This is a genomic window from Microvirga sp. M2 (genome assembly GCF_047497095.1).
GTDB lineage: Bacteria > Pseudomonadota > Alphaproteobacteria > Rhizobiales > Beijerinckiaceae > Microvirga.
On record NZ_CP134064.1, the window covers coordinates 768,898 to 790,202 of the forward strand.

General features: G+C 62.8%; 18 protein-coding genes. 4 read left to right on the top strand and 14 right to left on the bottom strand.

Features of this window, described 5'->3' with window-relative positions; genetic code table 11:
* Positions 1-3: 3 nt before the first annotated feature.
* The 5 genes from RE429_RS23145 to RE429_RS23165 form a co-directional block, all read right to left on the bottom strand.
* Positions 4-825: a methyltransferase domain-containing protein gene (locus RE429_RS23145; RefSeq protein ID WP_414475689.1), complete on the bottom strand. Its 822-nt coding sequence runs from the start codon at positions 823-825 to the stop codon at positions 4-6.
* Positions 822-3,059, bottom strand: a complete 2,238-nt coding sequence (locus tag RE429_RS23150; RefSeq protein WP_414475690.1) for a glycosyltransferase family 2 protein — start codon at positions 3,057-3,059, stop codon at positions 822-824. The genes RE429_RS23145 and RE429_RS23150 overlap by 4 nt, the downstream gene beginning before the upstream one ends.
* Before the next feature lie 87 nt (positions 3,060-3,146).
* Positions 3,147-3,887: a calcium-binding protein gene (locus tag RE429_RS23155; RefSeq protein ID WP_414475691.1), complete on the bottom strand. Its 741-nt coding sequence runs from the start codon at positions 3,885-3,887 to the stop codon at positions 3,147-3,149.
* 412 nt (positions 3,888-4,299) lie between these two features.
* Positions 4,300-5,688, bottom strand: a complete 1,389-nt coding sequence (locus RE429_RS23160) for an HlyD family type I secretion periplasmic adaptor subunit (protein ID WP_414475692.1) — start codon at positions 5,686-5,688, stop codon at positions 4,300-4,302.
* Positions 5,685-7,415 (bottom strand): type I secretion system permease/ATPase, encoded by a 1,731-nt coding sequence (locus tag RE429_RS23165; RefSeq protein WP_414475693.1) that lies wholly within the window; start codon positions 7,413-7,415, stop codon positions 5,685-5,687. The genes RE429_RS23160 and RE429_RS23165 overlap by 4 nt, the downstream gene beginning before the upstream one ends.
* A gap of 325 nt (positions 7,416-7,740) precedes the next feature.
* Here RE429_RS23165 and RE429_RS23170 point away from each other — a divergent pair, with 325 nt between their 5' ends.
* Positions 7,741-8,295 carry a winged helix DNA-binding protein gene (locus RE429_RS23170; protein ID WP_414475694.1) on the top strand — a complete coding sequence of 185 codons (555 nt, stop codon included), beginning with the start codon at positions 7,741-7,743 and terminating at the stop codon, positions 8,293-8,295.
* 327 nt (positions 8,296-8,622) lie between these two features.
* On the opposite strand, the gene RE429_RS23175 is transcribed toward RE429_RS23170, so the two are convergent.
* The 7 genes from RE429_RS23175 to RE429_RS23205 all read right to left on the bottom strand — a co-directional run bounded on the left by RE429_RS23175 (position 8,623) and on the right by RE429_RS23205 (position 14,191).
* A complete protein-coding gene (locus RE429_RS23175; RefSeq protein WP_414475695.1) occupies positions 8,623-9,639 on the bottom strand; it encodes an LLM class flavin-dependent oxidoreductase in 1,017 nt (338 codons plus the stop codon).
* A gap of 89 nt (positions 9,640-9,728) precedes the next feature.
* Positions 9,729-10,163 carry a hypothetical protein gene (locus RE429_RS23180; RefSeq protein ID WP_414475696.1) on the bottom strand — a complete coding sequence of 145 codons (435 nt, stop codon included), beginning with the start codon at positions 10,161-10,163 and terminating at the stop codon, positions 9,729-9,731.
* A gap of 91 nt (positions 10,164-10,254) precedes the next feature.
* On the bottom strand, positions 10,255-10,392 hold the full coding sequence (locus tag RE429_RS23185; RefSeq protein ID WP_414475697.1) for a hypothetical protein: 138 nt from the start codon (positions 10,390-10,392) through the stop codon (positions 10,255-10,257).
* Between the two features lie 248 nt (positions 10,393-10,640).
* Entirely contained in the window at positions 10,641-10,877 is a 237-nt protein-coding gene (locus tag RE429_RS23190) for a hypothetical protein (RefSeq protein ID WP_414475698.1), read from the bottom strand.
* A gap of 106 nt (positions 10,878-10,983) precedes the next feature.
* Positions 10,984-11,706 (bottom strand): fused DSP-PTPase phosphatase/NAD kinase-like protein, encoded by a 723-nt coding sequence (locus RE429_RS23195; RefSeq protein ID WP_414475699.1) that lies wholly within the window; start codon positions 11,704-11,706, stop codon positions 10,984-10,986.
* A gap of 145 nt (positions 11,707-11,851) precedes the next feature.
* Positions 11,852-12,727, bottom strand: coding sequence for a Kdo hydroxylase family protein (locus RE429_RS23200; protein ID WP_414475700.1), 876 nt, complete (start codon positions 12,725-12,727; stop codon positions 11,852-11,854).
* Positions 12,728-13,093: 366 nt separating this feature from the next.
* Entirely contained in the window at positions 13,094-14,191 is a 1,098-nt protein-coding gene (locus RE429_RS23205; RefSeq protein WP_414475701.1) for an NAD(P)H-dependent flavin oxidoreductase, read from the bottom strand.
* Between the two features lie 383 nt (positions 14,192-14,574).
* Between RE429_RS23205 and RE429_RS23210 the strand changes: the two genes are divergently transcribed.
* Positions 14,575-16,773, top strand: coding sequence for an ATP-dependent RecD-like DNA helicase (locus RE429_RS23210; RefSeq protein WP_414475702.1), 2,199 nt, complete (start codon positions 14,575-14,577; stop codon positions 16,771-16,773).
* Positions 16,774-16,972: 199 nt separating this feature from the next.
* Here RE429_RS23210 and RE429_RS23215 read toward each other — a convergent pair whose 3' ends face one another.
* Positions 16,973-17,869 carry a pirin family protein gene (locus tag RE429_RS23215; protein ID WP_414475703.1) on the bottom strand — a complete coding sequence of 299 codons (897 nt, stop codon included), beginning with the start codon at positions 17,867-17,869 and terminating at the stop codon, positions 16,973-16,975.
* Positions 17,870-18,239: 370 nt separating this feature from the next.
* A complete protein-coding gene (locus RE429_RS23220) occupies positions 18,240-18,740 on the bottom strand; it encodes an Lrp/AsnC family transcriptional regulator (protein WP_414475705.1) in 501 nt (166 codons plus the stop codon).
* 106 nt (positions 18,741-18,846) lie between these two features.
* On the opposite strand from RE429_RS23220, the gene RE429_RS23225 reads away from it, so the two are divergent.
* Both RE429_RS23225 and RE429_RS23230 read left to right on the top strand, forming a co-directional pair.
* Positions 18,847-20,067 carry a diaminopropionate ammonia-lyase gene (locus tag RE429_RS23225; protein ID WP_414475706.1) on the top strand — a complete coding sequence of 407 codons (1,221 nt, stop codon included), beginning with the start codon at positions 18,847-18,849 and terminating at the stop codon, positions 20,065-20,067.
* Complete coding sequence (locus RE429_RS23230) at positions 20,064-21,299, top strand: Zn-dependent hydrolase (RefSeq protein WP_414475707.1); 1,236 nt, start codon at positions 20,064-20,066, stop codon at positions 21,297-21,299. The genes RE429_RS23225 and RE429_RS23230 overlap by 4 nt, the downstream gene beginning before the upstream one ends.
* The last annotated feature ends 6 nt before the right edge of the window (positions 21,300-21,305 follow it).

Here is a 21,305-nt window from a genome sequence, read left to right on the forward strand (position 1 = left end):
GCTTTACTCCGGCCTCGTGGCGATGATGACGTCCTGGTAGTGGGCGCTCTCGACGCCGCGCCAGTGGCCGAAGCTGACCCGTTGGATCGCGAGCCCCGATTTTTTGAGGATGTCCTGAACGATGCCGTTGTCGAACCCGATGGCTCCCAGCGGAGCGGCCGGATCGGCGATCCAGGTGCCGGGAGCCTCGCCCTTGAGGAATTTGGGACGGGCGTCCGGACGGGAAAGGTCGGCCTCATCGACGAGAAAGGCCGTCAGGAAGAGGCGGCCGCCGGGGGCCAGGAGCCGCATGATCTCGCTGGCATAGGCCGCGATCTCGGCCGCCGGCAGATGGGTTGCGACCGACACCATGGTGACGAAGTCGAAATGGGCATTCGGGAAGGGCAGGACGACCTTGTCGCCGCTGATGGCGCCGCCCGGGTTGTAGAGCTCATGCGCGACATCCACGCGGCAGAAGCGGAAATTGGGATAGGCGGAGCCGATGTTCTGAACGCACCATTGAATGCCTTCGTTGACCGGATCGACGCCTTCGTAGAAGGCGGTCCGCGGATCGAGGAACTGCGTCAACGGCACGGCCATGCGGCCGATCCCGCATCCGATATCGAGAACCCGGTGCGTCGGTTTGAGGCCGCCGATGCGAACGTAATGCCCGAGATATTCGAGACCGATCGCCCGATAGTCGCCATCGCCGACGAAGACGTTCTCCGGCGACGGCGCCGGCAGAGCTTCGTTGCGCGCGATCTCGTCCATCAGCCGAGACAGGCGCTCATCCGATTCCGCGACGGGAGTGATTTCGTTGGCGCTGAGGTCGAACTGGGCATTCATATCGCTGCGTTCCTTGTTCTGCGCGGCCGTCCGGCCTGCATGATCGACGTCATGAGATCGCTCCAGCGCTCCGTGTGGAGCGCGCAGTTGTACTGCCAGGCGATTCCACGCATGTATTCGCTGCTGAGGGACATCGACTTGCGCTCGAGATGATAGAGCTCGATGTCGGGCGAGTACGCGATCTTACGGTCTGTCATGGTGATTTTGAGGCACAGATCGCTGTCCTCGTAATCTCCGATGACATAATCCTCGGTGAAGCCGCCCACGGCTTCAAAGACGGATTTCGGCGTGACGAGGCACGCACCCGTTACGGCGGGAACGATGCGATCCTCGCAGGCCGGCGCGTAATCGCGCGGCATGCCCTTATGGAAATGCTGGTTGAGCCAGCGGCCGCGATGGTCTTTCGAGAAGTACATCCCGGCGTGCTGGATCGAGCCGTCCTCGAACAGAAGTTTGGGGCCGACGGCGCCGATTCCGCGGCGGCGCCCGCTGACACGCGCCGCCAGAGTCTGAAGCCAGCCGGGCGCAGTGGGAATGATGTCGGAATTGACCAGAGCCAGGACATCGCCGCGGGCCAGCGAGACGCCGACATTGTTCGCGCGCGCATAGCCGCCGTTGCGTTCCATGACGGCGAGGATCATGGGAAGGCCGTAGATCAGATGGAAGCCTCCGAGGAGGTGCTCGACCTCCTGGGCCTGCTCCGGAGAATCGAGGACGTAGATCAGCTCCGCATTGGCCCGGAACCACGGATCGGTCGCGAAGGATGCGATCTGGAAGCGGAGAAAGTCCAAAGCCTTGTAGAGCGGAACGATCACCGAAACCTTCGGCCGCAGGATCTGTTTGCCGATCGTCTGAACGGTCGGAGACCCCACGCGCCGCCGCGCCTGATCGTGCAGGTCCGCGATCACCGGTGCGAGAACGTTCGACAGCACCGCCTCGTCGACGTGCTGGGGCGGCACGGATCGCAGGGCGGCCGCCCTCGCGTCCACCGGATCGGCCGGCTGGAGATGCGGAATCAGGGGATGATGGGCTCCCGATTTCAGACGCAGCCGAAAGCGTGGCTGAAGGATCGGAGCCGACGCGGCCCTCGCCGGAGCCAGAACGGCAAAGCCCGTCGCCGGAACCCGGGTCTCCCTGGTCGGGCCTGCGACCTCCACCGGAAAGCGATGCAGGTGCTGCGTGAGGTCCCACGCTCCTTCCGAGGGTCCGAGCGCGTCGATGCCGGCGAAAAGATCGACCGGATCGCGATACCATCCCGTCACGAGCGTGCCGGCCGGTGTCGAGAGAGCACAGACGATCTCGGCCGATGGCGTCGACAGGCGGCTTGAGGCCCGCTTCGGCCGTAGAGGCGCGCGCAGCTGTGTTTCGAGGGCGAGAGCATGCCCGGCTGCGGACCGTTCGGCGATGTCGATCAGAAGATGCTCGCGCAGACCGGGGGCCGTCTGGGCCTGCTCGCGGAACCAGCGCTCGATCGACGGGAGATCCGTCTCCGGCCGGATCAGCTTGCGGACCGACACGCCCTTGGGACCGATCAGGACAAGAAGGGACTCGCCTGACGGAACCGCCGTGCCGTCGGTCAGGAGGTGGACGATTTCTCGTTCGCCTCCCCGAATCGCGACCTTGTAGGGGCGTTCGACGATCCGGGTCGGCCCGTCGCCACCGAGCGCATAGATCGCATCGATCTTGTCGAAGGCGGCGGAGATCGCGGTCCTGAGCAGAACCAGGTCGCCGGAAACCTGGGCGACCGTCGTCGCGGGGCCGGGATCGGGCGAGATCTGCGCGAGGATATCCCGCAGAATTCGGATGAACGTCTTGCTCCGCTTCAGACGGAACATCACGCTCCAGACGTTGAAGAGCGCGGAAACGAGGGCGACGCGGCCCGACGTAGCGATGCCCTCGAGCAGGCCGTGCGCATCGACGGCAGGGAGCGCGGTGTCGGCGTCGATCGTCGCCGCCGTCCTGACGCCGAGCGGGCCGGTCATCAGCTCCAGCTCGCGCTCACCCTCGCCGGGGCGTCGCAGGACCCACAAAAGCCGGACGCCGCCGCGAGAGAGGGGCAGGCGCAACGACGCCAGGGGTGAAATCGCCTCGCCCTCCGCGCTCAGCTTGGGAGAGGAGAAGCGGACGGCCTGCGCGACATCCCATGCAAGCAGGATCACATCGCGCCCGAGGCTGGAGATTGTCGGATGTGCGATCCGTTCCGCCGACGGCATCGCTTCTGTGGCCTCATACATGTGTGGCTCTGCCAATCTGGTGCGTAAATGGGGATGCCGCGGCTTTAAGACCGCGGCATCCATGATTACCCGGCCGAGTCGCACGTCTTACTGAACGTTGAAGACGTCCGACGGATTATGGGTGATGTCGTCGGCATCGACATTGCGGAGCGTGATCGAGTCGCCGTTGCCGAGATCGATGAACGTGTCGTGGCCGATCTGGTGAACGCGGCTGGCGAGATCCTCGGCGGTCGCGATGTCCGTGCCGTTGATGCCCTTCGAGATCTGCAGGATGTCCTGACCGACCTTGAAGTCGAGCACGATGTCGTTGCCGCCGCCGCCGGTGAACACGAAGGTGTCGCTGCCGTTGCCGCCGTGAAGGATGTCGTCGCCGGCGCCGCCGATGAGGACGTCATTGCCGTTACCGCCGCGGAGCACGTCGTCGCCGGCGCCACCCATCAGGATGTCGTCGCCGTTGCCGCCCTCGAGGATGTCGTTGCCGTCGCCACCCATCAGGATGTCGTCGCCGTTGCCGCCACGAAGGTAATCGTCGCCGGCATTCCCCTGGAGGATGTCGTCGCCGTTATTGCCGAACAGAACGTCGTCGCCGTTGCCGCCTTGCATAACGTCATTGCCGTTGCCGCCGAACAGAATGTCGTGACCTTCGCCGCCCGACAGCCAGTCGTCGCCATTGCCGCCGAAGAGGGTGTCGTTGCCCTCGCCGCCATGGAGCGCGTCGCTGTCATTGCCGCCGAAGATCAGGTCGTCGCCACCATTCCCGAAAATTACGTCGGGGCCGTTCGTGCCGTGCAGGTGGTCGTTGAAGGCTCCGCCTCCGATGGTTGCCATATCAGTCATCCTTATTGTCTGAACCGGACGAACGGACTCCGCCCGTCCGTGTCGTTCAACCGAAATGAAGCGCTAGCCGCGCAACGAGGAATCAGGCGCGCCGCGAACTGCCCAGCGCCGCGCTCGACGGTAGAATACGTAAAGTGAAATCACATCCTTGTAAATAATGCTGAGAATATTTTTAGTTAAACCAGCTAAATGATGGCAATAAATAGGCAAGTTCTCAGGAAATTATTGAAAAACATCAGTATAAAAATCAGGTAATATTTCTAATTTCGAACTACTTTTTATCGAAATGGCCCGGACATGGCTTTCCCGGTGCTAAAAACAGGAACTTATTCGAGTGGCCGGTAAGGCGGCGCCTGCCGTCACGGATGGGCGGCACGCGCCGGGTGACTGTAACGGGCGCCGTCTATTCTTCCCGGAACGCGCGATTGAAACTGTCGGTGATGGGTTCGAGCAGATATTCGATGGCCCGGCGCGGCCGGTTGATGATGAGAATCTCGGCAGGCATTCCCGGATAGAGAGAGGTCGCCGGATTGGACTTGATGCTCTCCGGCAGAATCTCGGCGCGGGCGACGTAGTAGGGATAGCTCGTGCGATCGTCCATCTGCTGGTCGGCTGACAGATAGGTCAGCTTGCCGGCAAGCGGCGCCGTGCTGCGATTGTTGTAGGCCGTCAATCGGATTTGAACCGGAGCTCCGACATGAACGGAATCGATATCGCGCAGGCCCACCTTCGCCTCGACGATCAGCGGTTCGTTCTCGGGCACGATATCGAGAATCGGCTGTCCCGCCGTAATCACGCTCCCAGGGGTATGGAAACGGATATTCGTCACGATGCCGTTCTCGGGTGAGACCACCTCGATCCGGCGCAGCACATCGCTTGCGGCGGTCATCCGCTCCGTCGTATCGGCGAGATCGAGTTGAGCGGTCTGAATGTCGGCGGCAACCTGCTGCTGGAAATCGTTGCCCAGGGACAGGATCTCGAGTTCCGCCTGCGCCTTGGCCTGCTCCGCCTTCGCTTTGCGCGAGGCGAGCTCTCCGGCTTGCCCGACCAGCTGGCTCTCGCGGGTCTGCATCTCGGTCAGGCGGGGCCGTGGCGCATAGCCTTTCTCGACCAGGCTCGCGATGGCCTTGAGCTCGCGATCGAGCAGTTCGGACTGCCGGGCATTGGCATCGGTCTGCGCCTTCACGGCCTCAAGTTCCGCGACCTGCTGCGCGATCGTCTTGCGCTGGATATCCACCTTGCGATCGAACATCTCGCGTCGGGCAATGAAGAACCGGCGCTCGGCGGCGAGAATGTCCGCCGCCGTCGGCCCACCGGACGCCTGCAGATTCTCCGAGAAGGTCAGATCATCGGCGCCCGACTGCTCGGCCCGCAGACGAACGAGGCGCGCCTCCAAACCAATCCGCCTGGAACGCAGCTGTTCGAGTTCGGCCTTGGCGCGGGTGTCGTCCAGCCGGAGCAGAGCTTCGCCGCCCTTCACGACCTGTCCCTCGTGGGCGATCAGCGCCTTCAGGATGCCGCCTTCCAGGTGGCTGATCGTCTTCCGTTTGGAATCCACAACGACGGTCGCATTGGCGACCGCGGCGCTGTCGAGATGGGCCGCAAAGCCCCAGGTCAGCAGGCCGCCGATGCCGAGGAAGATCGTGGCGAGACCGGCGACCACCGGAATGCGATAGGACGGTTCGCGCGGCTCCTCCTCACGGAATGCCTCCATCCACGGCTTCAGTTCGACAGGCACGTTCGGTGCGGCAAGGGCCACGGGGTTCCTGATGATATCGACCGCTTTCGTCATGTATTCCCCCTAAGGGCAGTCACGGCCTGCGCGGGCTTCTCGCCGGGAGTGATGATGCCGGCGATCGCATTGCGGGGCCCGAACTGGGTAATCTTGCCTTCCTGCAGGACCATGATCTTGTCGGCGGCCTGCATGACGGAAGGGCGATGGGCGATCAGGATGACGATCGCTCCGTCGGCCCGCATGGCTTCGATGGCGCGGATCAGGGCCCGCTCACCGTCCGTATCCAGGTTGGAGTTCGGTTCGTCGAGAACGATCAGACGGGGTCTTCCGTAAAGCGCCCGAGCGAGCCCGATCCGCTGCCGCTGTCCGCCCGAAAGGACATAGCCGCCGTCACCGATATGAGTGTCGTATCCGAGGGGCAGGCGCCCGATGATGTCGTGAACGTCGGCGAGACGGGACGCCTCCAGAACGAGCCGGGGATCGGCGTCCCGCATGCGGGCGATGTTGCTCCGAATCGTCCCGTCGAGCAGCGAGACGCTCTGAGGCAGGTAGCCGACCATGTCGCCGAACGAATCCCGTTCCCACAGAAACACATTGTTGCCGTCGAGGTAGACGCCGCCCGTCGTCGGCTTCGTCACGCCGATGAGGAGGCGGGCGAGGGTGGACTTGCCTGCGCCCGACGGACCGGCGATGCCGAGCACTTCGCCGGGAGACAGCGCGAAGGTCAGGCCCTTGAGCACCGGCACGTCCGAGCCGGGCGGAGCATAGACGAGACGATCGACCGTCAACTCTCCTTGGGTGCGGGGGGTCGGCGTGGTTTCGCGCTTCGGCGCCTGGTTTTCGAGAAGATCCTGCACATTCTTCCAGGCGGTCATGGCGAGGACCCATTGGCGCCAGCCGTCGACCATGGAATCGAACGGCAGAAGCATGCGCCCCATGATGATGCTCGAGGCCACCATCGATCCGGCGCTGACTTCCTGATTGATCACCAGGACCGCGCCGGTCGACAGAATCGCGATCTGCATCAGATACCGGCAGGTGCGCGTGACGGACGAGAGCGCGCGGCTGCGGCGGGTGGTGACGTCGAGCAGGTCCTGCGTCTGAAGCTGGTTCCTGCGCCACCGGCGGGCAAGGGCCGGCAGCATGCCCATCGCTTCGATGGCCTCCGCATGACGAAGACTGCCGCTGATTTCAGCGATGTTGCGGACGGATGCTTCGTTGGCCCGCTTCGTGGCGCGTCGTGTCAGGAAGTCGGAGAGCAGGCTCAGAGAAAGGATAATGATCGCGGACACCAGGGCCACGAGGCCGTAGAGCCAGTGGAGCGCGAAGAGAACGGCCAGGAAGATGGGCGCCCAGAGAGCCTCGAGTGGAACGCTGATGGCGTTTCCGACCACGAATGCCCGGATGTCGTTGAGCTCGCGAATGGCTTGGCCCGATTGCGAGACGCCATGCGCGACCGAAGCCGATACCGCCGCCTGAAGGACAGGAAGGTTCAGTTTCCGGACCAACTTGCTGGCCATCACCTGGTAGGTGAGCGCCCGCACGTAGTCGAGGATGCAAAAGAGCGCCAGCCCGATCGTCGCGACGATGATCAGCATGATCAGCGTGTCGGTGCTCTGACTGTTCACAACACGGTCATGCACTTGCAGCATGAAGAGCGGAACGGTCAGCTGAAGGACATTGATGATCGCGCTGAGAGCCGCGGCATAGGCCAAACCTGTGACAAACGCTTTGCGCCCCTGGTGAATGAGTTCGGCGGCTTCGAGGTTCGCCGTCTTCTTCATGCGGACAGCCTCCAAAGGTGGCTTTTCGTAGACATACCCAAATTTTGCCCCAAAGTTATTGGAAGGGAGTTATCGCTCGATTTTGGTATAGCGTCTACCCATAAAGTCTGATCGTCATAATAAAACTGAGGTCGTTTAAGGAAGAATATCAATAAAGCTTTAGAACTTTGGCGATTTTATGCTGATGTATGACATACGATTCGTAAATGTTTGTACTTTAATTCGAATTTCGAACTAAATTATTCGCTGCAATGGTGGGAATATTATGCAATAAGACGCATATTATCTGCCATAAAGAGCAGTGTGGAAAGAAGCAGTGATTGAGATGGATGCCTCACAAAACGAGCGCCAGGATGAAGAAAGCGCATTCCAGATGCTCCGGGACGATGCCGATCGGCCGAGCCCGGAGCCAATCGGCATCACGCATATTGAAATTGTGCGTGTCATCGAGCGACTGCATCGCCGCTCGCTCGATCTCATCCGGGCGGATCTGCTCCAGGCGGGAATCGACGAGCTCAGCCCATCCCAGGTGATGATGCTTTTCACGATCGGTCGGAGCGAGCTGTCGGTGCGCGATCTGATCGAGCGCGGGTACTATCTGGGATCGAACGCCTCCTACAGCCTCAAGCGCCTTGTCGAAACGGAATACGTCATTCGTACCGCTTCGGAGAGGGACCGTCGCTCCGCGCGCATCCGTCTGTCCGAAAAGGGCCGCCAGCTTTGCGACAGGATCAGGCAGATGGACCGGACCTATCATAAACTCGTGACGCGGGACGAGGACGAGGTCCGGGATCTCGAAGTAACCTTCCGCACGCTCAGGCGTTTCGAGCAGGTGTGGAGCAACGCCGTGCGCTACCGTGGCATTCAAGCAGAGGACTGATGCCTTCAAGAGCCGGTCGCGATGCATCGAAGCGAACGGCTCACCGCACGCAAGACGGCCCTCACGCAAAGGCCGATCGGTTGCTGGGGATGGAGCGGCCGTCGCCTGTCGCTTCCGGATCCTCGTGCCGCGCGACCGGCTTGACGGTGCTGGGTTCCGACAGATGCCGGAGCATGCACTCGGACGCTTCGGCCCTCCTGTCCGTGAGCAGGAGGTCAAGCAATTCGACGTGCCCGCGGCAGCGGCAGGTCTCGGCTCTTGGCGCCTCGACTCTTGGCGCCTCGGCTCTTGCCGCTCAGCCTTCGGGGCTGATCCAAAGCGCCATCGTCATCGCCAGCCCAGCCCTGGAGCGACATGCTTCAGGATGGCCTCGATCACATGGGCATTGTACGCGACGCCGAGTTGGTTCGGCACCGTCAGAAGCAGCGTGTCGGCCTCCGCGACCGCCTCGTCCGCCCTGAGTTCATCGATGAGCCTATCCGGCTCCGCGGCATAGGAGCGGCCGAAGATCGCGCGCATGTTGTCGATGATGCCGACCTGGTCGCTGTCCTTGCCGTGCCCGAAATAGGCGCGGTCGAGATCGTTCACGAGCGCGAAGATCGAGCGTGAGACGGAGACGCGGGGCTCGCGGTCATGTCCCGCTTCCTTCCATGCGGCCCTGTAGCGGCGGATCTGCTTGGCCTGCTGGACGTGGAAGGGCTCGCCCGTCTCGTCCTCCTTCAGGGTCGAACTTTGGAGGTTCATGCCCTGCTGCGCGGCCCACACCGCTGTGGAATTGGAGGCGGACCCCCACCAGATGCGCTCGCGCAGGCCCTCCGAATGGGGTTCGGGGCGAAGCAGGCCGGGCGGATTGGGAAACATCGGGCGTGGGTTCGGCTCGGCAAAGCCCTTGCCCTCGAGGACGTTCAGAAACACTTCTGTGTGATGCCGGGCCATGTCGGAGTCGCTCCGGCCTTCTTCGGGCTCATAGCCGAAATAGCGCCAGCCATCGATCACCTGCTCGGGCGAACCGCGGCTGATGCCGAGTTGGAGACGCCCGCCGCCGATCAGGTCGGCCGCGCCTGCATCCTCGGCCATGTAGAGAGGATTCTCGTAGCGCATGTCGATGACGGCGGTGCCGATCTCGATACGGCTCGTCTTCGCGCCGATCGCCGCCAGCAGCGGAAAGGGGGAGGCGAGCTGCCGCGCGAAGTGATGAACGCGGAAATAGGCGCCGTCCGCGCCGAGCTCCTCGGCCGCTACGGCAAGGTCGATCGATTGAAGGAGGGCATCACGGGCCGACCGCGTCTGGGATTGCGGTGAGGGTGACCAGTGTCCGAACGAGAGAAAGCCGATCTTCTTCATGAGGCGGTCCTACGCAAATGCCTTCAGGCGTTTCGACACGATTGCAGACAGGCTTGCTTCACGTGCTCAGGCTTCCCTATGAGGGCTGTTCAGGAGGGTCTGGTGAGCGAGTAGGGATAGCACCGGTTATGGTCGAGGGCGAGACCGAAATGCTCTCCCAATTTGCGAATGGCCTCGCCATGATCCGGGTAGGGGTCCCGGTTCTGAGGGCCGACGATAATGATCTTGAAGGAGGGGTCGTTGCGTCCGCTTGGCGGAAGCATGGCTGTTGCCAGGCCATTGCCCTCCGCGTCCCGCAAGGTGAGAAAGACCGGCATGGTCCGCTGCACGTAGGACTTGAGGCCGATGTTCTGCTCGATGAAGCGACTCGCGGTGGAGCGGTAGGTCGCGGTTGCCGCATCCCAGGCTTGGCGAAAATGCTTCTCGACCGCGTGGCCCATGATCTGCGACTCGAGGATCGCTTCACCCTCGGTCTCGATCCGGAACCAGCTTGTTTGCCCAGGGGCGTCGCAGAGGAATTGCATGCCTTATCAACACAGAAGTCTGGCGAACGGTTGAGGCCCGACCCACGCCCGCAGCGGAAATGTGCTTCCCGGAACCGCTCCCGCGTGTCGGTCAGGCCGTTTTACCCCGATGATCGTATCTCAGAAGCCGGCCTGTCACCTTCTTCCCCTCGCCGATCAACCTCTTTGCCTTCTCGCGCAGCTTGTTCCGCTTCACGGTGCTGCGGTGCTTCTCGCTTCCTTTGCCCATCGTTCGTCTCCCGGGAACTCCGCAGCAGTGAAACGACGCATGGCGGGCACGGTTCCGCTTCCGGCCCTCCGATCAGGCGTCTTCCTCGACATTTCCGGAAAGGGGCTTTGGATTGATTGCCCAGCCCGGGCCGCGATTTATCGAAAGGCGGGCTTCAGCGCATCCAAGGGATACGGCCCCGCATGAGACACTGGGCAATTTTGACCGCAGCAGTCCCGAAATGATTCCGTTGACGAAGAAGAGAAGCATCAAAGTTCGGGCTCTTCTTGGCGTGCGACCTCCTCCAGGAGATCTAGTCGATGCTCGCGCCAATTTCTGAGGGCCTGCTCGTCATCCTGAAGCTGCTTCCTGACCTCGGCGGTGTCATGACCGTTCTCCATCAGCCACTGAATGAGATGGATCCTCTCGGCCACACGCTTTTGGCCCGCGGCAATCTCCTCATCAATCCTGGCGATGTCCTCGCATTCTTTCCAGGCGTTGGGCATGGTCCCTCGGATGAGACTCCTGATTGTACGAACCGCCAAAGGTCCAGGTCGCTCATGGTCGCGGCCGGCGATTCTTGGTCCGGACGCGGCGCGAGTTCGAGAGCGGCTATTCACGACGCTGGACCTCTTTGACAATCGCGTTCGACCAGAAGCCGGGCTTGAAGCTGTGCCGAAGGGCCTGCGGATCATAGATCCGTTCGACCCATTCGAAAAAGGAAAGTCCTCTGGCTTCGCCTTCCGTACGGTAAAGCTCCAGAAAAGCATCGAGAATGCCCGTCTTGGCATAACGGAGGTGGCCATAGCGCAGCGCGAGCTGTCTCATGGCCGCGCCGGCACTGCAGCCCTCGTGCCCGAGAAGGTAAAGGGCAGCGAACAGCCCTGCCCGGTCGGCTCCCGACTTGCAGTGCACGAGAACCGGGTACTGCAGATTGAGAAAAAGCTTTTTTGCGCTCAGGAGAGTATCGCGGTCGGGAGGCTCGCGCGAGCGCAGGACGAACTCGACAAGGGAGATCCCATACCGCTCGCAGGCTTCCTGTTCCAGCGGCCAGGATCCGTACTCGCGCCCGCCGCGAAGATTGACGACGGTGCGCACGCCTTGGGCCGCAAACCAGGCGATCTGATGTGGCATGGGCTGCGCCGAGCGCCAGAGACGGTCCGACACTTGGTGCCGGTTGAGGTAGGCAAGCCGAAAAATCCCGTGGTCAATGATGAGCATGTTGGTCCACGCCCTGAGCCGGCTCACCGGCCCGGCGATCGGCCGGCTCCAGCGGGCGATCCGTGCCATCCGGCGTGCCCGGCGAACCTCAGGGCTCAGAAATCGAGTCAGCACGCGTGCTCAGGCCTTGTCGGTGCCGCAAAGATGCCGCGGCGGGTCAACGGAACGTTCAGGGGATCGGCAATTGATGGCGATGCCAACAGTCGTCTCTCCCGTCCTGAATACCGAGCTCTGATTGCTCCGGCTGTCGTGCGCAGCGCTAGACCAAAGACCGTCCCATGATCTTCTCGAGCACTTTGAGCGGTGCTCGCTCCGAGTTCCCCATGGCGGCAATGTCAACGTGGAACGTCTGCTCCAGAGCGAACTGACCGGCGACGGCAGCATGGAGCACCTGGTCCGTATAGCAGAGCCATGTGGTGCCGGGTGGAAACGCGAATTCGGTCTGCGGCGCTTCCCTCTGGTAGCGGGCATCGAGTTTGCCTTTGTCATGCAAGCCCAGCATGATCTGGTCATAGGCGCTCCGCTTGCCCTTTGTGATCCCGAGAGCCGCCAGCAGCGAGGGCTCCAACGGATAGGGACGACGCACCGCGGAAACATACTTGCGGGCAAAATCCTCGAAGGGCTCGCCCACGTGCCAGACGCGGGCCTTCCCGGCCGGATTGATGTTCGAGAAGACCCGCAGGATGCGGCGGCCGTGTGTTGGACGTGACGGAAAGGCGTCCACATGCAGCAGCTTGTCGTCTTTGCGGGGCGATGTCTGGCGGCCCACGATCTCGACCGGGCGATAGCTCGTCCGCGCCTGCTCGATCCCTCGTCCGTAACCGGGGAAGAGGCCCGCCACGAGCTGCGCGGTGCCTTTGGAGAAGCGCCTCAACATCCCGTGCAGCCGCTCTGTCTCGCTGTGCTCGGCCGTGCCGCGAATCTCTCCCTTGGACGGGTCGAGGCTGATATTCTTGGCCTTTCCGCTTGCGAAGTCGGACGACAGCAATGTCGTTTCCTCGTCGCTCAGGGTGAATGCCAGATTGGGACAGAACACGACCTTGCCGCTTTCGAGGGCGTCCAGAGCGCTCTTTTGCGCCTCCGCCGGGAATGGGCCTGACCAGCGGTCGATCTCGAGACTCTCGATCATATTCATGGCCCTGCTCCTCGCTCGATCAAGCAGCGTCCGCCCAGCGACGATTGGCACCAGTGGTTGCTGGGTAGGCCCCGCGGGACTGTCAAAGCAAATATTTGTGTAACCGTTTACAGTCGGCCGGAGTATACCCACGAAGTATAGTTCGGAAAAACTGGTGCTCGGACGAGAACCGCGAGCCGCTCCCTTCTTGAAAAGGGCGCATCGTTCTTGCGAAAAACCGGGTCCACGTTTTCACACGATGCGCTAACTTATTGGCACGATGTGCTCAGCTCCGGATCTATGCAACGAAGGAGCCGGTAAAAGCGCTACGTCGATGGAGCCCCATAATGTTCATTGGCGGATGCGATGCCTGATGCCGATCCCATCTCAAGCCGGCCGAGGTGAATGAGCGGGAGCCAGCCCGGACAGATAGGCAAGCGCCTCTGTTCCAAGCTGCCGCGTCAGGTCGCCGGCGGGCATCTCTCGACCGAAGACCGCAGCCTGTCCGGACCACAAGGGAGAGAAGTCTCCTGATCCTGCGGCCTCCGCTGTGGCCCGCAGCGGCGCCAACGCTCCAGCTCCAAGGGGGAACTCCGGTGCGAGGTCGGACATGGGGCCGACCTCTCGGACGATGCGGTTGACGAGTCCACGGGCGGGCCGGCCCGTGAACACGTTCGTGAGAACGGTGTCGTTATCCTTCGCTCTCTTGAGGGCGTCACGATGAAGCGGACTGATTTTGGCTTCGGGGCAGAACAGGTAAGCCGTTCCGATTTGGACCGCCGAGGCTCCAAGGGCAAAAGCCGCAACGATGCCTCGCGCATCCGCAATGCCACCGGCGGCGATCACGGGCACCTTCACGGCATCTACGACCTGCGGTACCAATGCCATAGTGCCCGCTTGGGTCGAGATGTCTCCGTTCAGGAAGACGCCACGATGACCGCCGGCCTCGTAGCCCTGGGCGATGATGGCATCGCACCCTTGGTCCTCCAGCCACCGTGCTTCATCCGCTGTCGTGGCCGACGAGATGATCTTCGCACCGGTCGCTCTTACGCGGTCCAGGAGCGCGCGCTCGGGCAGTCCGAAGTGGAAGCTGACGACTTTGGGCGTGAACTCCTGAACAAGGTCACACATAGCGTTGTCGAAGGGGGCGCGGGCCGCTGCCGGAACGGGCGCTCGTGGATCAAGTCCGAGTTCGCGGTAATAGCCCTCCAGCCGCTTCTTCCAGGCCCCCTCGCGAGCCGCATCGGCCTGTGGGGGGCGATGACAGAAGAAGTTGAGATTGATGGGCCGGGAGGTCCTCTGGCGAACAATCCCGATCTCGGCTTTCATCTGCTCCGGATTGAGCATCGCACAGGGCAGGGAGCCTAGTCCTCCCGCCTCGGAAACGGCGATCACCATCTCGGCCCCGACCGATCCCGCCATGGGAGCCTGGATGATCGGCAATTCGATCTCGAAGAGGTCTTGAATGCGGTGATCCGGCCACATGATCGGCTCCTTTGCGGAAAAATGGTCTCACCGTTGTAGCGCGGCGACGACAGGGGAAGGAGATAAAATTCATATCCTTCGGCTATTGGCAGGAAACATCGGGCAGGAAACATCGGGCAGGACACACCGGGTTCGATCCGTTTCCAGCCCGATTCTCGTCGGCTTCTCTTGATCGAGACCTCGAAAAGAACACATATAGAACATACACCAAGGTCAAGTCACGTTTCACCTTCTCCGGCTCCTTTCGAGCTTGCTCTGAGTCGGCCGTGAGGCTGGCACCAGTGAGGCTCGGATGGAGTGACCGGCAGCAGAGGAGCCATACCTCATGGGCCGGGCCATCGAGCGAGAAAGTCGAAGAGGCCGGGAGTTCCCCGGCAGACAGCATGAACCAGATGTTCCGATCGCCACAGGCTGATCAGAGGCCCGTTCTCGAAACCCTCGCGGGATCGGTGGAGCGCGTCACCTTTCACAACCCCGAGAACGGCTTCGCGGTTCTGAAGGTGCATGCGCGGGGCAAGCGGGACCTTGTGACGGTGGTCGGGCATACCCCCAGCGTATCCGCAGGCGAATGGATCACCGCCAGTGGCGTATGGATCAGCGATCGAACGCATGGACTTCAGTTCAAGGCCGAGATTCTGAAGACCACACCGCCGACCGGTGTGGAGGGCATCGAGAAGTATCTTGCCTCGGGCCAAATGCGGGGGATCGGCCCCGCCATGGCGAAGCGGATCGTGACGGCGTTCGGGGGCGATACCTTCGAGATCATTGAAGCTCAGCCGGAACGTCTGACCGAAGTGCAGGGTATCGGCCCGCTGCGGGCGTCCCGCATCGTGGCGGGCTGGGCGGAGCAGAAGGCGGTGCGGGAGATCATGGTGTTCCTGCACGCGCATGGGGTCGGCACCGCACGAGCGGTGCGCATCTTCAGGACCTATGGCCACGAGGCCATCCAAGTCATGACCGAGGATCCGTACCGGCTGGCCAGGGAGATCCGCGGCATCGGCTTCCGGACGGCGGATGCGATTGCCGCCAAGCTCGGAATGGAGAAGACCGCGCCTCAGCGGATCCGGGCCGGTATCTCGTTTGCCCTTCAGACCGCCATGGACGAGGGCCACTGTGCTTTGCCGGTCGAGGCGTTGGCCCGCTTGGCCGAGCAGCTGCTCGAAGTGGGCGGAGAACTGATCCGCGCAGCGATTGTTGACGAGCTTGCGAAAGGAGAGATCGTCTCGGACGTCATTGGCGACGAGACATGCCTGTTTCTCAAAGGACTGTATCTGGCGGAGCAGGCCATTGCATCCCGGTTGATCGAGCGGGCATCCAGGCCGCCACCTTGGCCTGAGGTCGATCTGGAGAAGGCGATTCCCTGGGTGGAGAACCGCACGGGCAAGACCCTGGCGGCCTCGCAGCGCGAGGCTCTGAAACTGGTGCTCGGGTCGAACTTGTCCGTGGTCACGGGCGGTCCGGGTGTCGGCAAGACGACGTTGCTCGATACCATTCTGCGCGTGCTCGTCGCGAAAGGTGTTCGGGTGGCGTTGGGAGCTCCCACCGGACGCGCGGCCAAGCGCATGACCGAGCAGACCGGGCTGGAGGCGAAGACCCTTCACCGGCTGCTGGAGATCGATCCCAAGCATGGCGGCTTCTCGCGCAATGAGGAGAACCCGCTCGACTGCGATCTGCTGGTGGTGGATGAGACCTCGATGGTGGACGTGCCGCTGATGAACGCGCTGACCAAGGCGGTCCCTCCGCATGCAGGTTTGCTGTTGGTCGGCGACGTGGACCAGTTGCCGTCGGTCGGCTCGGGGCAGGTGCTGGCCGATATCATAGCTTCGGGCCGCATTCCCGTGGCCCGCCTGACCGAGATCTTCCGGCAAGCTGCGGAAAGTCGGATCGTCGTGAACGCGCACCGCATCAACAAGGGCCAGCTGCCCGAGCCGCCGAAGCCTGGAGAAGAGAGCGACTTCTACTTCGTGGAGATCGCCGATCCTGAGCAGGGCGTGCCGAAGATCATCCAGATGATCAGGGAGCGCATGCCGCGCCGGTTCGGGCTCGACCCGATGAAGGACATTCAGGTGCTCTGCCCGATGAACCGGGGCGTGCTCGGTGCCTGCAACCTCAACATCCAGCTTCAGGAGGTGCTCAACCCGAACCCTCCCGCCAGGATCGAACGGTTCGGCTGGCGCTTCTCGCCGGGAGACCGGGTGATGGAAACCCAGAACGATTATGACCGGGAGGTGTTCAACGGCGACCTCGGGACGGTCGTCAGGATCGATGACGAGGGAGGAGCCCTGATCGCCTCGTTCGACGGTCGGGAGGTGTCCTACCCGTTCGGCGAGCTCGACACCTTGGTGCCCGCGTACGCGACCACGATCCACAAGTCACAAGGCTCCGAGTATCCTGCCGTGATCATTCCGGTCGTGACACAGCACTACACGATGCTGGCGCGCAACCTGCTCTACACCGGGGTCACCCGAGGCAAGCGTCTCGTCGTGCTGGTGGGACAGAAGAAGGCCGCCGCCATGGCCGTGAGGGGCGGACAGATGAAGCGGCGATGGACCAAGCTGCGCGAGTGGCTAGCGGCTGCCTAGCGCATCGGACGTGACATCGGACCCGCATCCGATGCTGTCAGTTGATGCTTTTGAGCATCTTTTCACGCAAAACCGGTTCCCACTTTTGCGTCCGATGCTCTAGCGAATCGCAACGATGCGCTCATTCTCGGGCGGGGACGGCAAGGCTCAAAGAGGTCCAGGACGATCGGCGTTGTCGCAGGTTCGGAGGTCATCCGGCTTACGACATCGGTTCGGGCGCCGGCTTCGGATCTTCCGGCAACGGGATGAACTCCTGATCATCGTTCAGGGGCAAGTGAATGCGACCGCTCTGCCAATCTGCCTTGGCCTGCTCGATCCTGTCTTGGCGTGATGATACGAAATTCCACCAGATGTGCCGCGGTCCCAAGGGTTCGCCGCCCAGCAGCATGACCGTTGAGGCGTCGAGCGCCGTCAGGACCGGATCCGAACTGCCGGTGAAGACCAACATTTGTCCCGCCGCATATTCCTGCCCATCCGCGTCTACCCGCCCTGACACGATGTAAGCGGCCCGCTCCGGATACTCGCCGGGGAGGCCGATCCGGGCTCCCGGGTGCAGGTCGGCATGGATATAGAAGAGGGGTGATTGGGTCCTGACCAGGTTGGACAGCCCAAAGGCTCGTCCGGCGATCAGCCGCGCCGACACACCTGGTTCTCCGAACACCGGCAGCTCGTCAGCGCCATGATGGACGAAGCTCGGCTCCGTCTCCTCCTGCGACTCGGGAAGGGCCACCCAGGCCTGGATGCCATGCACTCGCCCGCCGCTCTGCCGGATGGGGCCGTCGAACCGTTCGGAGTGGCTGATGCCGCTGCCGGCCGTCATCCAGTTCACGGCGCCGGGCCGAATGGCCTGCTGCGCTCCCGTGCTGTCCCGGTGCACGATCTCGCCGTCGAACAGGTAGGTGACGGTCGAAAGTCCAATATGGGGGTGAGGGCGCACATCGGTTGTCCGAGGCACGTTCGGTGGCAGGTCCACGGGGCCCATATGATCGAAGAAAATGAAGGGCCCGACCATGCGCCGCCTCATGAAGGGCAGCACGCGGCCGACCTCGAAGCCGCCGAGATCCTTCCGTCTGGCGGCAATCACCAGATCCAGCATTCGAGTCTCCGCTTCAAGGTGCCAGCTGAAACATATGCAGCCTATTCAGAATGGTTGGCTCTCATGAGGGCTGAAATATGACCCCGATGACTGACAGGATCATTGAAACGGATAGATGATAACCCATAAGGCATGGTTCGACTCGCGGCGAGTGACCGGACCGTCGACGATGGCCCTGTCTTCCGATCTGGAAGCGTGCGTTCTCGCGTGGACGGCGCGAATATGATTCCAATACCCAGCCGACGATCCGGGGGAATTCATTCCATGGCGAACGAACATTCAGGCGGAGGCGGGGCGGGAGATCATTCGTTCCGTGCCACCAACGATGCCCCTATGGCGCTCAGATCTCGGCTGGACTCACAGGACTCTGTCATTCAGGCAGGGGAACCGCCAGTCCAACCTTGACCCGGTCCATGGCAACGAAGGTGCGGAACCTCTTGACATTGTTGTTGCCAAAGAACAGGCGCCGCGTGAGCGCCTCGTAGGCCGTCATCGTCGGCACCACGACCATCAGCACGAAATCGGCCTCTCCGGTGACATAGTAGCACTGTTGTACCTCTGGAACCGCCGCGAACTCCCGCTTGGCGGCATCGATCAGTTCCGCCGTCTCGCTGATCACCTCGACCTCGACGAAGATGGTAATCGGCTGCCCGACCCGGGCCGGATCGATGATGGCGACATTGGCCTGGATGACCCCGGCCTCCTCCATGCGCCGGATGCGGCGCTGCACCGCCGGTGCCGACAAATTGACGGCTTCGCCGATCACCCGTTGCGGGGTCGAGTTGTCCCGCTGGAGGATGTTCAGAATAGCGAGATCGAAGTTGTCCAGGGTGGTCGAGGATGAAGACTTGGACGCCACAGGCACACTCACGCGAAAAAATCTTGCATTCAGTCGGTCCAGATAGAGCGCTTTTCTCGCGTGAAGTGCAATATCTTCTCGCCGTGATGGCCAGGCGTGATAGCCAGGAAGGACGGCAATGTTTCTGCTCAACCAGCACCCCGACTACCGCAAGCCCCTCGATCCCATCGATGCCGAGACGTTGGGGCCGAAGGCTGTCGACGAGGTCGAGCGGTATCTTACCTATCGCGATAACCACACCGTCACGCCTCTGCACGCTCTTCCGGCCATTGCCGCCGAACTCGGCGTCGGCGCGATCCATCTCAAAGACGAGAGCTTCCGATTGGGCCTCGGCAGCTTCAAGGCCCTGGGCGGCTCCTACGCGGTCATCCGGCTCGTCCTGGAGGAAGCCAGTCACCAGTTCGGACGCCCGGTCGACATCGCCGAGCTGCACACGTCCGAGGTTCGGGCCATCGCCGCCGGGATGACGGTCGCCTGTGCCACCGACGGCAATCATGGACGCTCGGTGGCTCATGGCGCGCAACTTGTCGGCGCCAGGGCCGCCATCTTCGTTCACTCGGGCGTGAGCAACGAGCGTGTTGCGGCCATCGCCCGCTTCGGCGCGCAGATGGTCCGGGTCGAGGGCACCTACGACGACTCTGTCGCCGAGGCCGCACGTGTCGCAGCCGAGAATGGCTGGACAGTCGTCTCCGATACATCATGGCCGGGCTATGAGCGCATTCCAGGGCTGGTGATGCAGGGCTACACCGCCATGGTCCGCGAGGCCCTGCGCCAGCTTCCCGAACCACCGACCCATGTGTTCGTGCAGGCAGGGGTGGGCGGCGTCGCCGCTGCCGTGGCGGGTCATCTTGCCCTCGTGCTCGGCGAACGACGGCCCACCTTCGTCGTCGTCGATCCGGCACGGGCGGCCTGCCTCTTCGAGACCGCGCGGGCGGGACATCCGGTCAAGATCGAGCACGGCGAGCCGACGGTCATGGCGATGCTCGAGTGCTACGAGCCATCACCGATCGCCTGGCGGGTGCTGTCCCGCGCTGCCGATGCCTTCATGACCGTCGATGAGGGAGATGCGGTCGCGATGATGAACCGCTTGGCCCGGCCCGCCGGGAACGACCCGGCCATCGTGGCGGGCGAGAGTGGCGGGGTGGGCCTTGCGGGCCTCATCCGTTCGGCGGCGGATCCTAAGATCAGGGCGGCGCTCCACCTCGATGAGGCGTCCCGCGTGTTCGTCATCAACACCGAAGGGGCCACGGATCCGGACCGCTACGCGGAGCTGGTCGGCATTCCACCCGACGCCGTCCTGGCCAATTCCGCATGTCGGACTGAAGGGGTGCACGCATGACCGCGCTCTCGATCGATGCGGAGCGCCTGCTTGGTCGTATTCGTGACCTGGGGCAGATTGGCCGCGATGGAGATGGCAGACTGGTCCGGCTCGCCGCGTCCGATAGCGACAAGGCCGGACGCGACACACTCGTCGCCTGGATGCACCGGACTGACCTCGATGTCGTCGTCGACCGCATCGGTAATATCTTCGGGATCTGGAAGAATGCCGCGAATGCGGACGAGGCTCCCGTCATGATCGGTTCCCACATCGACACCGTGATCGATGCCGGTATCTATGACGGCTGTTATGGCGTGCTCTCGGGCCTGGAGGTGATCGAGACCCTGAAGGCGACCGGGTTCACCGCGACCCGCCCCATCGCAGTCGCCGCCTTCACCAACGAGGAGGGCGTGCGCTATGCCCCCGACATGATGGGTTCCCTCGTCTATGCCGGCGGACTCTCGGTTGAGGAGGCATTGGCAACGGTCGGCACCGATGGCGCCGTTCTCGGCGCTGAGCTGCAGCGGATCGGTTATGCCGGTTCTGTGGAACCGGGCTTCCTCAAGCCTCACGCCTATGTCGAACTGCACATCGAGCAGGGACCGGTGCTGGAAAGGGAACGTGTGCCGATAGGCGCCGTCGAGAATCTCCAGGGTATTTCCTGGCAGCGTGTCACGATCGAGGGCGACGCCAATCATGCCGGCACCACCCCCATGTCGATGCGCCGGGATGCCGGTCACGCCGCGGCGCGCGTGGTCACCTTCCTGCGCGACCGGGCCCGCAATGCGAGTACGCCGACCGTCGCGACGGTCGGCTGCATAAGCTTCGAGCCGAACGCAATCAACGTGATCCCCTCGCGCGCCACCTTCACGGTCGATCTGCGGGATCCCGACGAGCAGCGCCTCCAGGCGGAGGAAGCAGCCCTTGCCGCATACCTGAGGGAACTGGCGGCTGCCGAGGACGTCGGGATCTCGGTCGAGCGACTGGCACGGTTCGAGCCGGTGACGTTCGACAAAAGGATCCTGGAGTTGGTGGAGGATGCCGCTCGAAGGCGCGAGCTGCCCTCGAAGCGGATGACATCGGGAGCGGGCCACGATGCCCAGATGATCGCCCGGATCGCGCCATCCGCGATGATCTTCGTACCCAGCATCGGAGGCATCAGCCACAATCCACGCGAGCACACGCCCCCTGACGACCTTGTCGCGGGTGCCAACATCCTGCTCGACGTCGTCACCCGCCTCGCGCTCCGATAAGGAGAA